The 20,593-nt window shown below is 46.2% G+C and carries 16 protein-coding genes and 1 tRNA gene; 11 read left to right on the forward strand and 6 right to left on the reverse strand.

Annotated features, from left to right (window positions below; translation table 11 throughout):
• Window positions 1-13: 13 nt before the first annotated feature.
• Together mgtE and KO537_RS12895 are read right to left on the reverse strand one after the other, a co-directional pair.
• A complete protein-coding gene (gene mgtE / locus KO537_RS12890) occupies window positions 14-1,387 on the reverse strand; it encodes a magnesium transporter (protein ID WP_173243187.1) in 1,374 nt (457 codons plus the stop codon).
• A 19-nt stretch (window positions 1,388-1,406) separates the two neighbouring features.
• Window positions 1,407-2,114 carry a hypothetical protein gene (locus KO537_RS12895; RefSeq protein ID WP_173243190.1) on the reverse strand — a complete coding sequence of 236 codons (708 nt, stop codon included), beginning with the start codon at window positions 2,112-2,114 and terminating at the stop codon, window positions 1,407-1,409.
• A gap of 766 nt (window positions 2,115-2,880) precedes the next feature.
• Here KO537_RS12895 and KO537_RS12900 point away from each other — a divergent pair.
• Together KO537_RS12900 and KO537_RS12905 are read left to right on the forward strand one after the other, a co-directional pair.
• Window positions 2,881-4,086, forward strand: a complete 1,206-nt coding sequence (locus KO537_RS12900; RefSeq protein WP_219234611.1) for an endonuclease/exonuclease/phosphatase family protein — start codon at window positions 2,881-2,883, stop codon at window positions 4,084-4,086.
• A gap of 280 nt (window positions 4,087-4,366) precedes the next feature.
• Entirely contained in the window at window positions 4,367-5,557 is a 1,191-nt protein-coding gene (locus KO537_RS12905) for a class I SAM-dependent methyltransferase (RefSeq protein ID WP_011788387.1), read from the forward strand.
• 181 nt (window positions 5,558-5,738) lie between these two features.
• Here the strand turns inward: KO537_RS12905 and rpiA are convergent, their stop codons facing one another.
• The gene (gene rpiA / locus KO537_RS12910) at window positions 5,739-6,401 is read right to left on the reverse strand and encodes a ribose-5-phosphate isomerase RpiA (protein WP_028761507.1); all 663 of its coding nucleotides are present in this window, start codon (window positions 6,399-6,401) and stop codon (window positions 5,739-5,741) included.
• 239 nt (window positions 6,402-6,640) lie between these two features.
• Between rpiA and KO537_RS12915 the strand changes: the two genes are divergently transcribed.
• The 4 genes from KO537_RS12915 to KO537_RS12930 are packed head-to-tail and all read left to right on the forward strand — an operon-like array spanning window position 6,641 to window position 9,681.
• Window positions 6,641-7,573 (forward strand): DUF808 domain-containing protein, encoded by a 933-nt coding sequence (locus KO537_RS12915; protein WP_105251669.1) that lies wholly within the window; start codon window positions 6,641-6,643, stop codon window positions 7,571-7,573.
• Between the two features lie 35 nt (window positions 7,574-7,608).
• On the forward strand, window positions 7,609-8,541 hold the full coding sequence (locus KO537_RS12920; RefSeq protein ID WP_173243194.1) for a 3'-5' exonuclease: 933 nt from the start codon (window positions 7,609-7,611) through the stop codon (window positions 8,539-8,541).
• On the forward strand, window positions 8,538-8,696 hold the full coding sequence (locus KO537_RS12925; protein WP_173243196.1) for a hypothetical protein: 159 nt from the start codon (window positions 8,538-8,540) through the stop codon (window positions 8,694-8,696). The genes KO537_RS12920 and KO537_RS12925 overlap by 4 nt, the downstream gene beginning before the upstream one ends.
• Window positions 8,697-8,736: 40 nt before the next feature.
• Window positions 8,737-9,681, forward strand: coding sequence for a hypothetical protein (locus KO537_RS12930; protein WP_173243199.1), 945 nt, complete (start codon window positions 8,737-8,739; stop codon window positions 9,679-9,681).
• 105 nt (window positions 9,682-9,786) lie between these two features.
• Here the strand turns inward: KO537_RS12930 and KO537_RS12935 are convergent, their stop codons facing one another.
• Complete coding sequence (locus tag KO537_RS12935; protein ID WP_219234612.1) at window positions 9,787-10,125, reverse strand: PBPRA1643 family SWIM/SEC-C metal-binding motif protein; 339 nt, start codon at window positions 10,123-10,125, stop codon at window positions 9,787-9,789.
• Between the two features lie 381 nt (window positions 10,126-10,506).
• Between KO537_RS12935 and KO537_RS12940 the strand changes: the two genes are divergently transcribed.
• From KO537_RS12940 to KO537_RS12950, 3 genes are all read left to right on the forward strand, one after another.
• Window positions 10,507-10,583, forward strand: a tRNA-Trp gene (locus KO537_RS12940).
• A gap of 671 nt (window positions 10,584-11,254) precedes the next feature.
• Window positions 11,255-12,466, forward strand: coding sequence for an NnrS family protein (locus KO537_RS12945; RefSeq protein WP_106651390.1), 1,212 nt, complete (start codon window positions 11,255-11,257; stop codon window positions 12,464-12,466).
• Complete coding sequence (locus KO537_RS12950) at window positions 12,450-13,859, forward strand: ammonia-forming cytochrome c nitrite reductase subunit c552 (RefSeq protein WP_173248566.1); 1,410 nt, start codon at window positions 12,450-12,452, stop codon at window positions 13,857-13,859. Before KO537_RS12945 ends, KO537_RS12950 begins: the two co-directional genes overlap by 17 nt.
• A 285-nt stretch (window positions 13,860-14,144) precedes the next feature.
• On the opposite strand, the gene KO537_RS12955 is transcribed toward KO537_RS12950, so the two are convergent.
• Together KO537_RS12955 and KO537_RS12960 are read right to left on the reverse strand one after the other, a co-directional pair.
• On the reverse strand, window positions 14,145-15,722 hold the full coding sequence (locus KO537_RS12955) for an ABC transporter ATP-binding protein (protein WP_219234613.1): 1,578 nt from the start codon (window positions 15,720-15,722) through the stop codon (window positions 14,145-14,147).
• The gene (locus KO537_RS12960; RefSeq protein WP_219234614.1) at window positions 15,719-17,320 is read right to left on the reverse strand and encodes an ABC transporter ATP-binding protein; all 1,602 of its coding nucleotides are present in this window, start codon (window positions 17,318-17,320) and stop codon (window positions 15,719-15,721) included. The genes KO537_RS12955 and KO537_RS12960 overlap by 4 nt, the downstream gene beginning before the upstream one ends.
• A gap of 319 nt (window positions 17,321-17,639) precedes the next feature.
• On the opposite strand from KO537_RS12960, the gene KO537_RS12965 reads away from it, so the two are divergent.
• Together KO537_RS12965 and KO537_RS12970 are read left to right on the forward strand one after the other, a co-directional pair.
• Window positions 17,640-19,757, forward strand: a complete 2,118-nt coding sequence (locus KO537_RS12965) for a TonB-dependent receptor (protein WP_219234615.1) — start codon at window positions 17,640-17,642, stop codon at window positions 19,755-19,757.
• Window positions 19,758-19,849: 92 nt separating this feature from the next.
• A complete protein-coding gene (locus KO537_RS12970; protein ID WP_219234616.1) occupies window positions 19,850-20,560 on the forward strand; it encodes a TetR/AcrR family transcriptional regulator in 711 nt (236 codons plus the stop codon).
• Window positions 20,561-20,593 lie beyond the last annotated feature (33 nt).

A 20,593-nucleotide genomic window follows, 5' to 3' on the forward strand; every position in this document is an offset into this window, starting at 1 on the left:
TTCACTTTGAGGCCTATGGCATAGGTAAGTCGAGCACCACAGTGGCTATGCTGAAATACACGAGTACACCTATGATATCGGCGATGGAGGTGATGAGTGGCGCACTCGCGGCTGCAGGGTCCATCTTTAACTTGCTCAGTAAGAAAGGCAGAGACATACCAATCAAGCTGCCAATAATCACCACAATTTGCATTGTGAGTGCCACAACCAGCGCGATTTCAGGTCCGCCGCGCCAAAATCCTAGCAAGGACACTGCCGCTGCCATGCTGGCTCCTAATAATCCGGCGACAAATAACTCGCGCCCTAGCATAGATAACCAATCCTTGAGAACCACTTCCCCTGTGGCTAAGCCGCGTACCATTAAGGTCGACGATTGTGAGCCCGCATTGCCGCCGCTATCTATCAGCAGAGGTAGGAAGAAGACTAAAGAGACATAACTGGCAATGGTGTCTTCGAAGAAGGCGATCCCCGCTCCCGAGAAAATATTACCAAAAACCAAGATTACCAGCCAAACCACGCGCTTGCGGTAAAGTAAGCCTATGCTGGCAGTTTTAAGGTTATGGTCAATATTGCCGATGGCCGCAGTTTTTGTGAACTCAAGATCCGCCTGTGAGCTGGCGATATCCATAGCATCATCATAGGTGACGATACCGACGAGCTGGCCTTTGCCATTGACTACTGGCAGCGCCATTAAGTCGTAATGGGCGATCATCTGCACCGCTTCTTCGCGAAAGGCATTGGCATCGAGCGCGACGGGGTCGGGTTTCATAAAGTCGACCACTCGCTCGTGCGGCTGCGCCAGCAATAACTGCCTTAATGATACAGTTCCTATTAAGCGGCCTAACATATCCACCACATAGGTTTGATAAATCGTTTCTTTATCAGCCGCTTCAGTACGCAGAGTATCGATGGCTTCTGCCGCAGTATGGCGGCTATTCAGTAATGTGTAATCCGAGGTCATGACCGCGCCGACTTTAGCTTTATCATAGGCGGCGAGGGTGCGCATATCTTCCCGTTTGGCCAATGCTAGCGCAGGTAAAATCGCCGCTTGCTGGGTTTCATCGAGCAGATTATAGAGGTCGGCACGTTCATCTGCAGCCATGTGAACCAGCAGCGCAGATAGCGTAGTTTTATCTAATTGCTGTACTAAGCTGGCTTGCAATTCATCGGTCAGATAGCGAAACAAATTGGCGCAAACCTTAGGTGAGGCCAGTTGCAATAATAGGACTTGTTGAGCTTGATTAAAGACGTTAAATACGGCTGCAATATCGGCAGGGTGGCGTTTTTCGGCTAATTCAGCCATGGCGCTGGCACTGCGTTGCTCGATAATCATTTGCAGGTTATGGATGATTTTTTTAGTGTTGTTTGTGCTGTTATTCATGTTCATAGTTCATTCTCTCAACGATCTAGTGACCAAAGTAAAAGGTGATGTCTGCGCCAAGTTGCAGCGCGTTGCCACGAAGGGCATTGCCTAAGCTCAATTCCAGCTGTAGCTGTTGTTGCGGCGAGTGTTGATAAGCAAACTGATAGGTAGTCTCGCTCAATTCTTTTTGATAAATCTCGGCTATCACGCGATGGTGACTACTGAGTTCATACGCCGCCGCGATACCCACAAGCAATTGGGTTGATTGATTAAACTCATGGGTAAAACCTAAATTGGCATAGAGACTGACATCAGAATCGCCTAAGGTTTTACCAAAAATGCCGAAGACTTCGGTGGCTAATTCGTTACTGGCATCGAGGTTTTTCTGCAAGTTGATTACCAGTGCGCTGTGCCAATCATCCTGTTGCTGCTCTGGATCTGAGTGGGAGTTTACGTTGAGCGGTAGCTTAATGCCGACTTCTGCTTGCTCCTCACGAATATCGTCATTGGCATTGGACGCTAATCCTAAATGCCATTCCCATTGATTGCGGCTGCAAGTCGTGGCCGCGTTTAATTGTGGGCGAGCATGATCCGACCTAGGTTGTTGCCAGCCCATTTCTAATTCACAGCGCTCCGCGAGGGCGGGATCATCTACTTCGAGATGGGATGCCGCCGCACTCATGCTGTAGTACAAGCTGATACTTGCACAGGATAAAGATCGCAAAATTGATGTGTTGTTTATGTAAGCCATATTTAGGCTCCTCAGATGTAAACCCATAGATGTAAATCCATAGGGAAAACGAAGTCCACTGAGGCAAAAAACTTGCTTTGAGATGCAATAAATACACATAACCGAACCCCAGCAAAATGCTGGAATTGCTAAAGCGTAGCCATAGGCTCAGGCTTATTGTCTGTGATTGATATTTTGGGGGAGGCTGAGTGAAGAATGGTTCACACTACTACCCTGCTTAGCAGGTAGCAGCAAATATTGCGGGCTAGTGCTAGGCGTTAAATCCTGTCTTTTGGACAGGGCATCTACTGTCGCTTATGTGTGTGCCCACAGTGGGTCTCCGCAATGATTAAAGTCGCCACATTCTAAGGGACTGAAATGTAAAGTCAACCGCACATGTTATTACATATGTTTTTGTTTGAATTTACACTTTAAGTAAAAGTTAATTTTATGACCATTCTTGGGCTTGCGTGATTTTGTTGGGAGTGCTGATGGTTTTGTGTACTAATCATTGTTGTGTGATTGTTTGTTTTTTTTGCGGGTAGCGGTTGATTTTTGTTGCCGGATTTAACTGTGATATTGAATTGTGGTTTTTAACGGTATGACTTATCTCAGTAAGCTGTATTTGAGTCGCCAGAGATGAGTTAACACTTTATCCATAATAGGGGATTTGGCATTAGCGCACTTCGGGTATACCCTTGTCGTGCCTGCGGTGAGTCATTGTGCTCACTCAGATTAAGTCAGATTAAGAGAGTTTGCTGTATTCAGATTTTGGGGGTATTAAGCTGTGGCACACAATATCGATGAGTTGGAATCAATAGCTGCACCTATCGATCATAAGTGCACCGCGAATATCAAGATCGCCAGTATCAATCTGTTTAACTTTATTGAGCCGCCTTTGGCTTACTATGATTTTGAAAATATCTATAGCCATGGGCAATGGCAGAAAAAGTGTCAGTGGTTGAGTGAGTTTCTCGCACATCGCCAGCCCGATATTGTGGGATTTCAAGAAGTGTTTAGCCCTGAACCGCTCAAACGAATCGCTCGCGAGCAAGGTCTAGGGTATTTTGCGGTCGTTGATGAGCCAACTCTTATCAGTGATTACATTTATCGTAGCCCTGTGGTCGCGCTTGCCTCCCGGTATCCCATAGTGGAAATCAGCAATGTCGAACCTGATGCGCGTTTAGTGGTAGCCATGGGATTATCGAGTGAATTTGCCTTTAGCCGTAAGGTGCTGCGCGCAACCGTTGAAGTGCCACATATCGGCAAGTGTGACTATTATGTGGTGCACTTTAAGTCAAAACGCGCCGGATTAGCACTTGAACCTAAGCTATTTGAACATCAGTCCCTTGAACATCAACCTCTCGAACATCAGCCACTTGGGTTAGATAACTTGGCTCCCGCAGCGAGCATGAAACTGCATTCAGAAACCCAATTACTCACAGAGCAAGCCTTAGGCCGCTGGGCATCTACCATGCAGCGCGGCGCAGAAGCAGCATTATTATTCAATGGCATATTGGTACGCAGGCAAGAATCTAAACATCCCGTTATCGTGATGGGGGACTTTAATGACAGTCTGACAATGGGCGCCTTAGATGCGTTAATGATACAGGGCGAGAGTATCCACAGTAATGACATTAAAGCCGCTGGCCTTGGGCATTTATCGGATGCGGCGTTAGCGGCGGTGTTTGCTCAGTATCAACTTAAGGATGCCTATGAGTTATTTATTGAAGCGAACTTGAGGGACAGTTTGACGGGTAATACCGCTTACCATAGGGAACACAGAGCGGCGACCCATTACTATGGCCCTAAAGGTTCAGTGCTGGATTATATTTTGCTTTCGAGTGAGTTTGATGCGAGCCATGGCCGCAGTTTAGCGCAAGTCGTAGATTATCAGACCTGCGATAGACACTTAATCAGACCTGAATATGAACGCGACGCCTACAGTACTGACCATGCGCCCGTCATTGTTGAGTTAGCGCTACGTAGCTAAGTTCTCGTGTTTACTGATTAATTCGTCTTATTTCAAATCATGTCAGTTGTCTTTACGGTTTTGTTAGCGTTGTTTCATTAACCATTCCAACATCATTTCGCATGAATATCATTCAGAATTAACCGTTAAAATAAGGTATGATCGGCCACCCGTGGATGATGGTAAATAAGCGCTTCGGCGTGTTCGGTACTCGCACTTAGGTGGCATTGGGTATATCATCCGTTTCCCATTTTTAGACAGCAGCCCTTTTTTAGTGGCGGCCCTATTTTTAAAGGCAACTATGGCTATCAGAATCAAACTTAAACCCGGCCGCGAGAAGTCACTCGAGCGTCGCCATCCTTGGGTATTTTCCAATGCTATTCATAACATTAAGGGAAAACCTGAAGCGGGTGAGACAGTCGATGTGGTCGCGCATGATGGTCATTGGTTAGGTCGTGGTGCTTGGTCGCCTGAGTCGCAAATTCAAGTGCGGATTTGGACTTTTGATCGCGAAGAGGAAATTGATCGCGCGTTTTTTGCCAGACGTTTACAGCGGGCGCAAATCGGCCGTAACGATCTAATCCGCGAGCAAGGCTTAACGGGTTACCGTTTAGTGGCTGCTGAGTCCGATGGTTTACCTGGGATCACCATCGACAGATATGCCAATGTGCTGGTGTGCCAGTTACTGAGCACAGGTGCTGATTTATGGCGCGATACCTTAGTTGAGCTATTGGCTGAGCAATATCCAGATTGTGCTATCTATGAGCGTTCCGATGTGGATTCCCGTAAGAAAGAAGGCCTGCTGCCTGTTACCGGTTTACTGCATGGCACTCTGCCAGAAATGCCAGTGATTATCGAAGAAAACGGCATCAAGATCGCCGTCGATGTGATTAAAGGCCATAAGACAGGCTTCTATCTCGATCAGCGTGATAACCGCGCCATTGCCGCCCGTTTTGTCAAAGATAAATCGGTATTGAACTGTTTTTGTTACACGGGGACTTTTGGTCTGTACGCTGCGAAAGCAGGCGCTGCCAGTATTGAAAACGTCGATGTGTCTTCTCTCGCCTTGGCGACAGCGCGTCTCAATATGCAAGTGAACGGTTTGAGTGATGACAATGTGCATTACAACGAAGCCGATGTGTTCAAGTTGCTGCGCCAGTACCGTGATGAAGGCAAAACCTTTGATGTGATTGTGCTCGACCCGCCTAAGTTTGCCGATAACAAGGCACAGTTAAACGGGGCTTGCCGTGGTTATAAAGACATCAATATGATTGCATTGCAGTTGTTGAATCCGGGTGGCGTGTTATTGACCTTCTCTTGCTCAGGATTAATGCCTGCGGATCTGTTCCAAAAAATCGTGGCCGATGCTGCGCTCGATGCGAAACGTGAAATCCAGTTTATCGAACGCTTAAGCCAAGCGAGCGATCACCCTATCGGTAGCGCCTTCCCAGAAGGATTCTACTTAAAAGGTCTAGTCGCCAGAGCTTGGTAAGCCAAGAGCTTGATATAGGCTGTCTGCGATGGGCAGCTGAGTCAGATAACATTGAACCCTAAAAAGAACCATAAAAAATGCCAGCCCTTTGAAAAAAGTGGCTGGCATTTTTACAGCGTATTTTGACAGTGTTTTTTACATCTGCAGCCGTGTGACTGGGATGTGAGTGTTAACGCTTAACTTATTTGGCGGTAAAGGTTTTTACGCCATCAGGGGTGCCAACGAGTAACACATCCGCACCGCGTTTGGCAAACAGACCGTTAGTCACTACACCGACTATCTCATTGATCTGACTTTCTAATTCTTTTGGATTAAGGATCTTAAGATTGTACACATCGAGGATCACGTTGCCGTTATCGGTCACAACGCCTTCACGGTACACAGGATCGCCGCCAAGTTTAACGAGTTGACGCGCCACATAAGAGCGTGCCATCGGAATGACTTCTACGGGTAGTGGAAATTCGCCTAGTATGTCGACTTGCTTAGTGTTATCCACGATACAGATAAACTTCTCAGCCACTGCCGCGACAATTTTCTCGCGAGTTAATGCCGCGCCGCCACCTTTAATCATATCCATACGGTCGTTGATTTCATCGGCTCCGTCCACATAGACAGATAAACGATCGACGCTGTTTAAGTCATAAACGGGAATACCCAGCGCTTTCATTTTCTGAGTTGATGCTTCAGAGCTAGAGACTGCGCCTTCGATATCGGCTTTCATGGTCGCCAGTGCATCGATAAAGTGATTCACAGTCGAACCCGTACCAACACCAACAATGCTGTCTTTTTCAACGTACTTAAGTGCGGCCCAACCGGCAGCTTTTTTCATTTCATCTTGAGTCATGTTGACATCCTGTAACGGCAAATGAGTAAAAAATTCTGGGCTTAGTATACTCTTTTCCTATAAATAATGTGGCGCAATTCCACCGTGGGTGTGATCTAGATTGCTGGCATTTTCACATTAGCAACCAGTCCCAATAACGTAAGTAACTTAAGCAGTTAAGTTGGAAAGCATTTCGCTATACGCAACTAATCTAACTAAGTTACTATGGCAAAAGCAGAATGATTTATTGAGGATTTAGCATGGCAGGCGCGAGTTTATTAACCTTACTCGACGATATCGCATCGATTTTGGATGACGTAGCGGTAATGAGTAAAGTAGCGGCAAAGAAAACCGCGGGTGTACTGGGGGATGATTTAGCCCTCAATGCCCAGCAAGTGACGGGCGTAAGCGCCGATCGTGAATTACCCGTAGTGTGGGCGGTGGCTAAGGGATCATTCCGTAATAAGTTGATTTTAGTGCCAGCAGCAATGCTTATCAGCGCTTTTATTCCCTGGGCTGTCACCCCTTTATTAATGTTTGGTGGACTGTTTTTATGTTACGAAGGGTTTGAAAAACTGCATCACAGCTATAGCCATAGAAAAGGCCAGCAACAACACGAAACCCAAGTAGAGAATGAGTTACCTGAGATTAAAGATTTCGCCGCCTACGAGGCCGAAAAAGTCAAAGGGGCGATTCGTACCGACTTTGTGTTATCGGCGGAAATTATTGCCATTACCCTTGGTATCGTGGCGGACAAATCCCTATCAACACAGTTTTTTACGTTAGCTGTCATTGGGATAGTCATGACCATAGGCGTGTATGGCTTAGTGGCGGCAATTGTGAAAATGGATGATGCGGGTTTGTACTTGAGTCAACGTGAAGGCGCCTCTGTATTAACTCAAATGAACCGTAAATTAGGTTTTGGTTTATTGAGCGCAGCTCCCGTATTAATGAAAAGTTTAACGATTATTGGCACGGCAGCCATGTTTATGGTGGGCGGTGGGATTTTAACTCATGGCCTACACCTAGTCGGCGAGCAAATCCACCATGCTGAACAAGCGGTTGCTGCCATTGGTGTTGTTGGACCTGTGTTTGCTGTGCTGACGCCAAGTATTCTTAATGGCTTATTTGGTGTCGTTGCTGGCGCTGTTGCACTTATTGCGATGACAGGAATACAGAAATTGCGTAGTTAACTAGCTGCGCGCATCAACCATCAAGGATGAGCACGATGAAGTTAATGAAGTACTGTGTCTCCCCGAGTAAGTTGGCTTGGTTACGTAAAGAGTTTGGCAAAGATGCCGATGGGTTAATGGCGGCAATGGATGCTGCTGGCACGGCTTATCTTGATAACCTCAATGCCTCGACTGAGCCGCTGAAAAGTGAGCGGGTATCGGCCGAGGCTGAAAATGCGATTAAAGCTAAAACTCAACTTCAAGCGCAGCGTCAGTGGGTATATTTGTGGCTGCAGCAACGTATCGCTTTGACTACACGTATTGATGATATTGAACTTGCAGCGTTAGCAGCTTTTGAATTTCAACATGTCCGCATCGAGGTAGTTGAGCCGTCGGAGTTCGATGCGGTTGTCGCGCGATTACAGGTTGAGCAAGTCTTAGGTTTTGATACTGAAACCCGTGCAAGCTTTGAGCGCGGCGTGCAACACCCCTTGAGTCTTATCCAAATCGCGACAGCGAATACCTGTTATTTATTTCAGCATGCCATTCTGGGAGAGCAATTTATCCAGTTAAAAGCCTTATTAGAAGATGAAACCATACTCAAAGTCGGGGTTGGTTTACGCAGTGATGCACACGCTCTCAGGCGGCAATGGGGCATTAATGTCGCCTCAACATTAGATTTAAATTGGGCACTGGCTCAACTTGGAGCGGAGAAGGAAATGGGGACGCGCCAATTAGTTGCGGCGCTTTTGGGTGCTCGTATCGACAAACCTAAAAAAGTCACCTTATCAAATTGGCAGCACGTGCCTTTATCCAGTGCGCAAATTCATTATGCCGCAGCCGATGCCTTGGCCGCACTCAAATGCTTCAACGCGTTAATCACTCAACTGACACCCTTTTATCATGCATCGAGTGCCGCAAAAGCCGCATTATTAATTCCTTCAAGTTTGATAGTGCCCTTGGCGAAATATTTTAAGGATGCAGAATGAAACACAAAACCCAAGATGCTGCAAAAGTTAAAATCATGCCATTACATTCGGATGTGAGCTCGCAAGGCACCAGTACTTTAGGTTTGATTTATCGCGTACTTGGCATCTTGCTTCTGTTAAGTGTTATCACTTTTGGGATTAATGCTTGGGCATAGATAGCGGTATTGCCAGCAGTCGAAAATAAAGGAGAACACTATGTTAGATGCTATTTGTGAACTCGAAACAGAGGATCATTTAATTGCGAGAACGACTTATAGTGTTTTTAAGTTTCAACAATTACCCGATGAGGATATCGAGCGTTTGCGGCAATGGTTAATTTGCCCCGCCTGCGGTGGTAAAGCATATTTCCGTAAAGCCTCAAAAGACGGTAAAGCCGCTTGTTTTGGCTCGCGATATCACCAAGCTGATTGCATTGAATTTAAACCTTCGGCACAAAAATCCCGTGAGGAGCAAGATGCCATTGAAGTGCAGCAACAGCTGGTGGATGCCGATGCGTTAATGATCGATTTTAGCCGTAAACCTCGTCGCCATACGCCTGCAAACAAAGTTTCGACAACACAGGCATTAAGCGGCAAGACTGAGCCAACGCCTAAATTGTCCTCTATGCCTGAGTCATCGAAAGCGTCTGTTGCATCGTCAGTGGATGATCGAATACAAGAGTCGAAAACAGGCTACCAAGTTAACACCGCTGAACATACCACTGAAAAACGAGTGCCTAGCCAAGGGCTCGAAAAGTTACTCCACAGTTTATTGCGCGGTACAGATTTAGCAAAATCGGATCTCTGGGTATACACAGACGCTGAGCGAAAATACCGTTGGCGGGCGAAGAACCTGTTTGTCAATTTTGCCGATGCGGACCCAAGCGATAATAAACCCCACATGTATTGGGGCACGATATCCCACACTGACCCGACGATGAGTTGGCTTAACCCCGCCGACAGCAAAGATATCGGCATTCCTATCGATGGGATAAAGCAACCATTATTAGCGCAATTTGAAATAGAAGATAAACGCTGCTTTGAAGGTGCGGGTTTGATTTTATTTGGTAAATGTTTTTGGAATAAAGAAAAGACCCGCAAAATTATTCAGCTATGGAATAACGATTTGCAGCGGATTTTTATCTCAAAGTTGGAAGATTAATTGGCTTTGGGGAGAGAAACTAAAAAGAGGGGAGAAAAGGGGCGATTCCCGACGCACAAAAGCGTTACAGCAAAAGTCCCTATCTATATACGCTGATGAAAGCGCTTACTTGCCGCAGCACTTCTTGAATTTTTGACCGCTACCACAAACGCAAGGCTCGTTACGATTCGGTTTTTTCTCGAAAGTCGTGGTCTTAGGCTTATTTAATAAACCTTCTAATTCAACAATATCTTCAGCGACGTCGGCATTGACTTCGATATTGGCGAACAGCTGGTGTTCGGTAACAATCGCGGCAACTTCGAGTTTACGCGCTTCGTCGGCAACAATTAATTGTAATGGTAATGCTTCTGTACCCGGTTTAGCGGCACGCTTAGTGTTGTAGCCATAGCTTTCGTGCTTCGGCTTAGGGGTTTTACGACCCTTGAAGAAAAATTTGTCAGACATGAGTGGTTCCGTCGAGCTGTGTATGAAATTGACGATGCTTATACTATAAAACGCCGATTTTATAAATCGAACTCAGATCTTTTTTCGATAAATGCGCGTCTTTAACCCTTAAGCACCTCAAAATGGCCGAAACGGCACACTTATTCGACGTCATCAAACTGATTTGTTGTGGGATCATTTAGTCGAGTTACTATTAACCTATGGGCTCTAAACTAAGTATCTACTACGTCATTAAGCTAATATGCGATGGCTTTTTAATCTCAGTGGCAGTTAAATCAACAGCAATAGCCTAACTTGTTTGAAAAACCTTCAGTTAATGAGTTTTGCCATAAAAAGTACTTTACCTTTGGAAGTGCTTTTAGCATAATGCCCCACGTCAACAGGGGTGTAGTTCCAATTGGTAGAACAGCGGTCTCCAAAACCGATGGTTGCGGGTTCGAGTCCTGCCACCCCTGCCAAATAAAACAACGGCTTGCATAGAAATATGCGAGCCGTTTTATTTTGTGTTGAATAAAGCGTAAAAAATGATTTTGCTTGGATTGAATAACTTGCCATTTTTTAACGCTACCAATTGCTGGTACTATTTCCATTTTTCTGTCGTAACCCTCCACATAACTGCGGTAGTAGGCTCATTTGCTGTCAATGCTTGTTCATCAAATAGGTTGTTGGCGAAGTCACTAATCCGCCAGTTTTTAGCTTGATAATCGATGCTAAAGCGAGTTACCACATAATCATCTGCAACTGTTATCGCCGTTATAAATTGAGCTGCCTGTGCTATCAAAGTCTTGGCTGTGTTCGAAATAAGATAGGCCAATCAGAGCCACGGTTATTTAAATCAAAACGGTATTTCTCCCATCTAAAATTTACCAATGTGTGACTGTTTGTGCCGTTACCTGTGTAAAAGTTTGCATTGAACCTTTGTCCGTCATGAACCCGCAGTACATTGATTAAGCCTATTAGCCGTCAGAAATGGTTATTCCACGACACTTTATTTTTTGTTCATCTTTGGGAGCTTAGTTCCAAAATCTAAGATTTAGTTTGAATTGAAGGTCATAACAGTACAATATAAGGGTCATATTGAATGCATCTTAAGTGTGTTCATCATCGTTCTGCAACTCGGCTAACAACTATGCTAAATATTGATGATCCTACACAAACCGAACGTACTCACGCGTTATGGCGCTTAGGCTTTAGACCTTTTTTCCTTGGGGGAGCCATATTAGCTGCGCTATATATCCCTTTGTGGCTATTAACTTGGTTTACTCCCCAATATAGCTTTTTCCCTTCATCCTTTTGGAGCAAGATACTGCCGCTATGGTGGCATCCACATGAAATGCTGTTCGGTTTCGCTATGGCAATTGTGTGTGGATTTTTGCTGACTGCCGTTCAAAATTGGACCAACCAACCCACATTAAAGGGATGGCCACTCGCATTGACCTTTAGCTGCTGGCTATTGGCACGATTATTACTCTTACTCCCAATGCAAGTTCCGCTCATTTTGCCCGCCGTGTTTGATTCATTGTTCCTTGGTATGGCAAGCCTTACCCTATGGCGCTGTATTTATAAGGTGAAGCAATGGCGCAATATTGGTTTTCCGATCATGTTGTTTGCCGCACTCGTGATTAACAATGTCAGCTATTACGCCCTTTTTGAGCGCGACTTTATTCTTGCCAACCAGATCTGGCAGGCGATGTTATGGTGGTTAGCCTTACTTATCACCATAGTCGGTGGGCGTGTGATTCCATTTTTTACCGCGATGCGCATTAAGGCCACTAAAGCAGATCCCTTAACTTGGATTGAATACCCGCTGATCCTGACGATGATCTTGCTCGTCATTCAATCACTCATCCACCTTATACCTCTGGAAGTCGAGCGAGGCTTACTGCTCATTGCGGGGCTCTTGCAGCTGGTCCGATTTGCACGCTGGTTACCCCATAAAACACTGAAAGAACCTATGCTGTGGTCCTTGCATCTTGCCTATTTAATGTTGCCACTTAGCCTGTTAGCCATGAGTTGGTATCTCGATAATGAATATGCCTATCGCAGTTTGCTTCACCTATTTGCTATTGGTTGTATGGCTACCCTGTGTCTTTCGATGATCTCCAGAGTGTCACTCGGGCACACAAGTCGAAATATTTATGAGGGCCCGAAAATGATCTTGGCATTTATCTGCCTACCATTAGCGGCACTGCTCAGGGCATTAATGCCCATCTGGTTTCCGGCCCACACCCAAGTCTGGTTATGGTTGGCTGGCAGTTGCTGGTTTATCGCATTTGCACTGTTTGTATGGCATTACTTGCCGATACTTTCTCGCCCCCGTATCGATGGGCGCCCAGGTTAATATTGATGTTAGGACAAAAGGATACAAAGTGAAAACTTATTTTAAAACAGTCACATTGCTAGAAATGATTTGCTTGCTCGCCATAACTACATGTACATCTGTAGCGGCTTCCGATACTAGCAATCAACAAAAATATCCTAACCAATATCAATCTTGGCAAGCCACCTCTGAACAGGTCGAGCGTGAGGATATGCTCGCCAATTATCCCGCCAGCATCATACTCTGGGCAGGATCTTCCTATGCCAAAGAGTACCATAGCCCACGTGGGCACCATTTTGCCGTTGCCGATGTGACGCATACTTTACGTACAGGTGTCCCCCCGAAAGCAGGAGAGAAAGGATTATCCGCCAGTTGTTGGACCTGTAAGACACCGGATGCCCCTAGATTGATTGAACAACTGGGATTTGAAGGATACTCCGCTAAAAACTTTACCGATCTGGGCAAAGAGATCCAAAGCGTAGTGTATTGCAGTGATTGCCATGAATCTGGCACTAATAAGTTAACTTTACCTCGCCCCCATGCCCAAGAGGCTATGGCTAAAATTCACCTGCCATTCGATAAACAAGATACCGATATGCAAGGTGCGCAGGTATGTGGTCAGTGTCATGTCACTTACTATTTCCGTCCGGAAAAAAGTAATGTTGTTAATATTCCCTGGATTTTTGGCAGCACAGCCGACGATATTGAAAAATATTATGACACTCGCCGCTTCTTCGAATGGATCCATCCTCTTTCGAAAACGCCCATACTCAAAGCACGTCATCCTGAGTTTGAACACTGGAGTCGCAGTAAACATGCCGAAGTCGGTGTCACTTGCATTACCTGCCATATGCCTACCCAGCAGGATGCAAAAGGTGTTGAATTTACTAGTCATAAAGTTGATAAAGCCTTACCGCATTTTGATAACAGTTGCAGTGGCTGCCATAGCAGTAAAACCAAAATTGAAACCAAGCTCGCGGCCAATAAATTAACGATTGAGACCAAAGCCCGCGAAGTTGAAGCTCTGCTCGTCAAGGCCCACTATGAAGCCAAAGCGGCATGGGATGCAGGTGCTAAATGGGAGAATATGAATGAGCCAATTATGGCGATACGACACAGTCAGTGGCGCTGGGACTTTGCCATGTCTTCACATGGTTTGTATGCACATAATCCACAAGAAGGTAAACAGCTTTTAGATAAAGCCATCGAACAAGCGAACGAAGCACGTCATCTGCTCGCTGGAATATTGAAGCAACTTAACGTGACTCAAGTTAGTTATCCAGATATCAGTACTAAGGAAAAGGTCCATCAAGCGATAGGGTTAGTTGAATCGGATTTAATCAAAGAAAAACAAAAGTTTATTGAAGAGGATGTTAATAAAAACTGGCACCCTGTCGCAAAATATGGTTACTAGTTTATTAACGGGTAGCTGATAATTTGAGGGATTTTAAAGCTCAAAAGCGAGAGGAAGTTCGAGTATTTATGCTTTGATTCAGTGAGTGTTATGCCAACAAGGCTTGGTCGGTTCTACAGCAATGCTCATCTTCTTTGCACGAGCAATAACTGCAGCCGAAATGATTCATGTCATTTCGGCTGCAGTACATAACTCATTGAGATGTTGGTCTGTAACGACAAATTAATCACTGTAATCTGTGTCAGACATCTGTAATTCAGTTTTTTAATGCGTAGAAAGCCGATCCTACTTTGAGGCAAGTGATTGATGAAATTCTATTATCTTGGTTGGCTGCCAAAGTGATTGGTTTCGGTGCGAAACTAAAACCAGTGTACAACTCTGTTCGCAAATAGCCTTGACTACGCGCTTTTCTGTCTCTTCATCCAATGCCGAGGTGGCCTCATCCATTATCAGAATCGGCGCATTTTTGATAAGCGCGCGTGCTAAGGCAAGCCTTTGGCGTTCCCCTCCCGATAACCCTGCGCCTTGCAGGCCGACTTCTTGGTAAATGCCCAGTTCTGATCTGTCTAATACTTCATCCAGAGCCACTTGGCGTGCCGCTTTATCTACGGCTTGATCGTCGGCATCAGGGTTACCAATACGAATGTTACTGGCAATGGTGCCTGTAAAGATGAGTGGATCCTGCGGCACATAGGCGAAAAAGCGGGCAAGTTCAGTTGCGGGAACTGACGTGAGCGGCACCTTGCCCAAAGTGATCAGGCCTAGGGTGGGATCATCAAAGCGCATCAATAGCTTAAGTAAGCTGGTTTTACCTGAACCGCTCGGGCCACAAATCAGCACGCGTTCACCTGATTCGATAGTGGCATTGATATTTTGCACCGCAGGGGGAAATGTTACGTTATTCAATTCGATTGTATGATTGTTCGGTGTCTTTTGTTGCGCTTGGCTTGGCTCTTTGAGCGTTGGCGCATGAGTCGCTTGTCGATAGTGTTTAATAGCCGCTAACTGATCATTAATGCTTATTGCCGCCACGGCGAGAGTCTCAAGTGGCGCCGCCGCGCGCATGGTCAACATCAAGACAGCGAGCAGCATTGGCGTATTGTTTATACCGGATAGCACCAGATAGAGTGCAATGCCTGCAATAGGTAAAAAGCTGGCGATAGCCGACAGTAATGTTGCTATAGCAGCCGCGTGATTAGTTCGTTCCAGTGCTATTTCTTGTGTTTGCCAGTTTTGCTCTAACCGTGTTGTTGCGCCGCTATATCCTGCTGCTGTACGCAGTAACTCTAAGTGGTCGATCAGTTCAAGGGTTGACTGATCTGCTGCCAATTCAGTGTTGTTTCGGTCCATATCTGCGCGGGCAAGGGCTCGTTGCGCCATACTCTGAATCACAAATGACACGAGCAACAAGCTAGCCAACATCAGTACCAGTGGCATGCCACCGATCAATCCTATGCCAAAGGTAATACAGAGCGGAATAAGCGGTGCATGAATAAATACCTGAAATTGATGTGCCGGAATACTCATAAAGCCAGGAATACTCCGAGAGACAGTTTCTATGAGTAGTGTCCTGACACTCGGTGTAAACCAAGAGAGTTTCGCTTGTTGCATGGTCGTGCCTAATGCACTGTAGAGCGCATTGGCCAGCCTTGCGCCAGCCCAAAAACCTGAACGCGAAGCCAGTATTGTGGTTAGTATGGTTATTGCGGCAATCGATAGCAGTTTTTGCGGTGATTGCTGCTGAGTCATGGCTAAAGCCAGTTGAATGTAGCATGCCGCTTCCAATATGGCCGCCACAGCCCAACCGCAGGCAACAGGTATTAAGTGCTTTATGGCTGCGTAATCTTGGGGACGATTTATCATTGGCCTTCTCCTTCCCTGTGATGATGTTTGAGTGCGAGCTTGTCATCCGCCAGCTCGGCAAGCGTTAAGTCATGGGTGACCATCACAATCGTTTTGTGGTTTGTTTTTGCGTGATGGCTTAGCGCTGTGAACACGTTAAACGCCGTTTCGCTGTCTAGGGCCGATGTGGGTTCATCAAGCAATATCACCCTAGCGGGTGAAAGAAACACACGGGCAAGATTAACGCGTTGTATTTCACCGCCAGACAGTGTGCTTGCATGAGTATTTAAGGGTTTATCCAATTGCGCGCAGTGTAATGCTGCTAAGTAATCCTCATCCGTGGCATAAGGTGCGGTGAGTGCGAGATTGTCGGCGATGGAGGTTGCCAGTAGTCCCGCACCTTGCGGCAATAGCATGATCGCGCGATTAATCGAGGTTTCATCCATCTCTTTGAGTGCCATACCAGCGAGTCGAATATCTCCGGCATTTAGCGGCTCCATGCCAGCTAATAAGCGCAGTAATGTGGATTTGCCAACACCACTGATCCCTGTAACTGCTGTCACTCTGCCAGATCTAAATTGATAGTTAATGGGCACTGTTTTACTGCTTGTAGACATTGAAGGCACGACATCGGTGAGGGTGAGCGGCATAGGTGTATTAAGCTCAATATTGCCGCTACCAACAGGGACTCTCGACTGCTCAAGAAAATCCGTTAGCCGCTGAGCGGCAGCGCGGCCCGTGGCGAGATAATCAAGCCCATGCCCGAGCTTTAGGGCTGGCGTGACTATGGCCAGACTGAAGAACAAGGCTGCAGCAAGGTTTTCTGGGGGCCATTCATACCCGATGGCATAGACAATGGCAAAAGTACAGACAGCCTGCAGTAGTGATGTGGCCACGGCGACTGAAGTTGATACCTTGCTTACCCGCTCAAGAATATCCCCAATAAAATGTGTCGTTGCCTTTTGGTAATCGGCCATAGCACCAGTTTGTACGCCATAAATGCGAAATACAGGCGCACCACGAGCGTAGTCATCTACTGCTGCAGTGATATTTCCCATCACATTGACTCGTGCTTCCCCCTGTTTTGCAGCAAGCCTTGGGATCACCACCAAATAGAAAAGCGCTGCGACTAGGCCTGGGATAAGGGCAAGTAATGCCACTAAGCCCGCACTTAAGATCAGCAAACCAATAGTGATGGCAGGGACAATGATAAAGGTCGCTAGCTCAGAGGGTAAATGCGCGATCATATGATGCAATGACGCTATGTCATCGACCATTAATCGCTTTAACTTTTCGCCCTTATATTTTGCCAAGGTACTTGGTGGCAACCTGACAAGATGCGCTGCAACATGACGCCTTAATCTTCCAGAAAATTGCGCCTCAGCATTGTGGTTAACCCAAGATGCGCCAGCTGATAGCAACGCTGACACTACCCCAAATATGAGCGCCCCCGCTAACCATAGCGAGTGATGACCAGCAATAAGTTGAATCAAGCACCAGAGTGCACCTAGTGTCGTCACGCCAGCACCTGCCGCTAGCAGCATTCCGAAAGTGAGTGCGGGAATCGCCGGACGTAGGGCGAAGGCTAATGTTGAAGTGGGACTGAAAAGTCGCTGCATTTTAATGTTCACCTAAAAAATCGAAGTGGAACAGGCTGGGCTTCGGTCTGGAAAGTGTGATTAACACAAGGCCAATGAAGCGATGAAGTCTTGATATTGCAGAGTAAAAAATAGTCTGAGTGCCAGAGTTTATGGGCAAATGAACATCCACGAGCCAAATTCCTTGTTTCATAAAAATTGAACCGCCATGAGATGGCGACCATATTAAGCGGTCATTTTTATTTATCAACATAGTGTTGATAAATGTTTTGAACGGCGATAATATAATTGATAACTATTCTCATTGGCAACAAATCTTTCGTATAAGGAGTTATTACACATGCCCCGATTTGGTAAGTTTTACCCACAATCAAAGTGGGTTATCGGTTCTCTTGCGCTGGGGCTTAGCGCTATTTCAGGCTCAACTATTGCTGATAGTGGAACTGCTCCGGATAAGCAATCCAAGCAACAAGATGCAGCGGGAAATATTGAAGTCATCACAGTTTACGGTCAGAAAATCGAGCGCACGCTGAAGGAAACGGCGAGCTCAGTGACAGTGATCAATGAAGAACAGTTGAGGAAAAATGCGGACCAATCAACGATCTCTGAAATTCTCGGCGGTACGCCAAACTTAATTTATGCCGGAAATACCGATGCGCCCATTATCCGCGGTACGGATACCAAAGGGCCTGTTGCAGCGGGTAATGCCTATTTATCTAAGCCTGTACCCGGGGCAACTATCAGTGTTGATGGTAAATATCTGAGCCCCGCAGAACTGGATTTAGGTGCCGCTGGCGTGTGGGATGTGTCGTCTATTGAAGTTTACCGTGGTCCGCAAACGACCAGTCAAGGAGCCAACAGTATTGCTGGCGCTGTAGTGATCCATACCCATAACCCCACTTATACGCCAGAATTTGCAGCGCAAGCACTTTATGGCAGTCGGAATAAGCAGCGTTTTTCGGCTATGGCATCTGGTGCGCTAAGTAATGACTTTGCCGCAAGAATTAGCGCAGATTACAGCGCTAGAGATACCTTTGTTGATTACGTTAACCCCGATTTTACTGCCCATGATTTAGATTTTGAGTTTAAAAACCAAAATCTACGGGCGAAGTTGTTATGGGAACCCGAAAAATACAGCAACTTTTCCGCCATGCTGACTTATTCCTCCACTGAGGCTAAACGTCCCAGAAACGAGGTGGTATCAGAACCCTATGATGACTTAGAAAATCGTTCAATTTTTCAGGATAATCAAGAAGTCAGCAATCATGTTGGAATTTTTGATCTTGAATATGTGTTCGACAATGGGATGAAGTTGCATAACCAACTGCAGTATTCAGAAGGGCAGTTTGATTATCGCTTCGCAGCACCTTATCAAGGGATTGCAAAACGAGATAATGAAAACTTTTCGAATGATATAAGGCTGAACTTTGGTGACAAGAGTTCAGAATTTAGTGGGGTTGCCGGTGTCTTCTACTGGGATGATAAAACGAATAACAAGCTGAATAACGTATTTGGTAATGCCGACGCCGACCTGAGACATACCAGTTTTGCCCCCTACGGTGAAGTCATATGGCGCTTCTCACCTAAGTGGGCATTCACCAGCGCTCTTCGTTATCAGTCTGATGAAATTAGCCACGATGGTATTGCCAGCTACATCCCAGGTGTGCGCCATCAATATGAAGAAACGTTTACGGCGTTATTACCTAAGGTTGCCCTGTCCTATGATCTGACAGATAACGTCTTGGTCGGCGCGATGATCAGTGAAGGTAACATTCCAGGGGGCACAGGTATTAACTTCCGCGGCGGCGAATATTATACATTCGATGCCGAATCGGCATGGAACTATGAACTTTTTACCCGTATCGATCTGCTTGAACAGCGCTTAATCATAAATAGCAATCTCTTTTACACCCGCTTTAAAGATTCACAACGTTCAGTTACTGACTACCTCGATGGACGTCCCTTTGGTTCTGTCATTATTAATGCCGATGAAGCGCAAAGCTATGGGATTGAATTAGATTGGAACTTTAAAGTGGTCGATAGTTTTAGCCTATATGGTGGGCTGGGTTTACTTGAAACTGAGATAAGTGAATTTAATGACTACCGTGGCGAGGAGTTTGTCGGCAACGAGTTTAGTAAAGCGCCAGGATATATGTTCAATGTTGGGTTTGACTATTCAATCACAGACACTATCAAAGTGAGCGGTGATGTGCGCCATACGGATGGATACTTTTCAACGGATACCAATGAGCCTGAGTTAAGAGTGGGGTCTTACACTACGGTAAACCTGAATTCTTCCTATCAAATCAACCAATATTTTGAAGCCTTTGTTTATGCACGCAATTTGCTGGATGAACGTGCACCCGTGGCAAAAATGGCTGACAGAAGTACCGGAGGCGTGGATGCATATTTACTTGAACCTCGAGAAATAGGTGTAGGCGTTAGGGCGAAGTTTTAGCGGCTAGCTTCTACCCGCGGTATTGGCTATTGCCATGCAGCGGGTAGCAAGAGCGGTTAGAATGGCTTTTTTGCCTTGGAAACCTTATCGATATGACACAAGTACCGGATCAACCCACTCAAAAACGCCAGCGTGGCAGACCTAGCCGTATTTCCCGTGAGGCTATCGCCAGAGCTGCGTTGGAGATTGGGGTTGATCAAGCGACTATCCCAGCTATAGCGGCGCATTTAAAGGTCGATCATTCTTCCCTCTACCATCACGTAGCAGGTCGAAATGATGTTATCTCCATTGCCGCTGAGCTTGCAATTAATGAGCTGGACTGGCGAGCGCCAGCGGCCACAGATTGGCGGAGCGAATTGATCATATTGACCGATGCCATTTGGGCACTCTATGAGCGTCATCCTGGCCTCGCTGAGTCTATCCATCAGGCCAGTGTTACGCCGTCATCGGGTATACGTTCTTTTGCTGAATCGGTCGAAAAGCTGCAACGCAAAGGCTTCTCCCTCGATGAGGCCGTGCTTGCCGTTGATATCTTAGTTGACATGGTGGGGGAGTGCTTTTTGGGATGGTGGTCAACCACTAAACCAGAAGCCGATGGTCGGACACGTAAAGAGCGAATTATCGCAATTTGGGAAGATGAAGCCACCAAGCTCCCTGATAAAGCTGAGCAGATAAATGCGATGGTAGACATTATGAAGGTGGGCGCCCGCAAATGGTGGGAGCGAAAACGTGACTTAGTGTTAGCGGGTATTGCCGTTACCCATGCCCAAAAGGCAGGGGGATCTGATAAGGCTCAAACATAGCGCGTCGATATGAAAACCTCATAGCGGCTGCAG

The organism is Shewanella sp. NKUCC01_JLK, from assembly GCF_019345615.1.
GTDB lineage: Bacteria > Pseudomonadota > Gammaproteobacteria > Enterobacterales > Shewanellaceae > Shewanella > Shewanella oncorhynchi.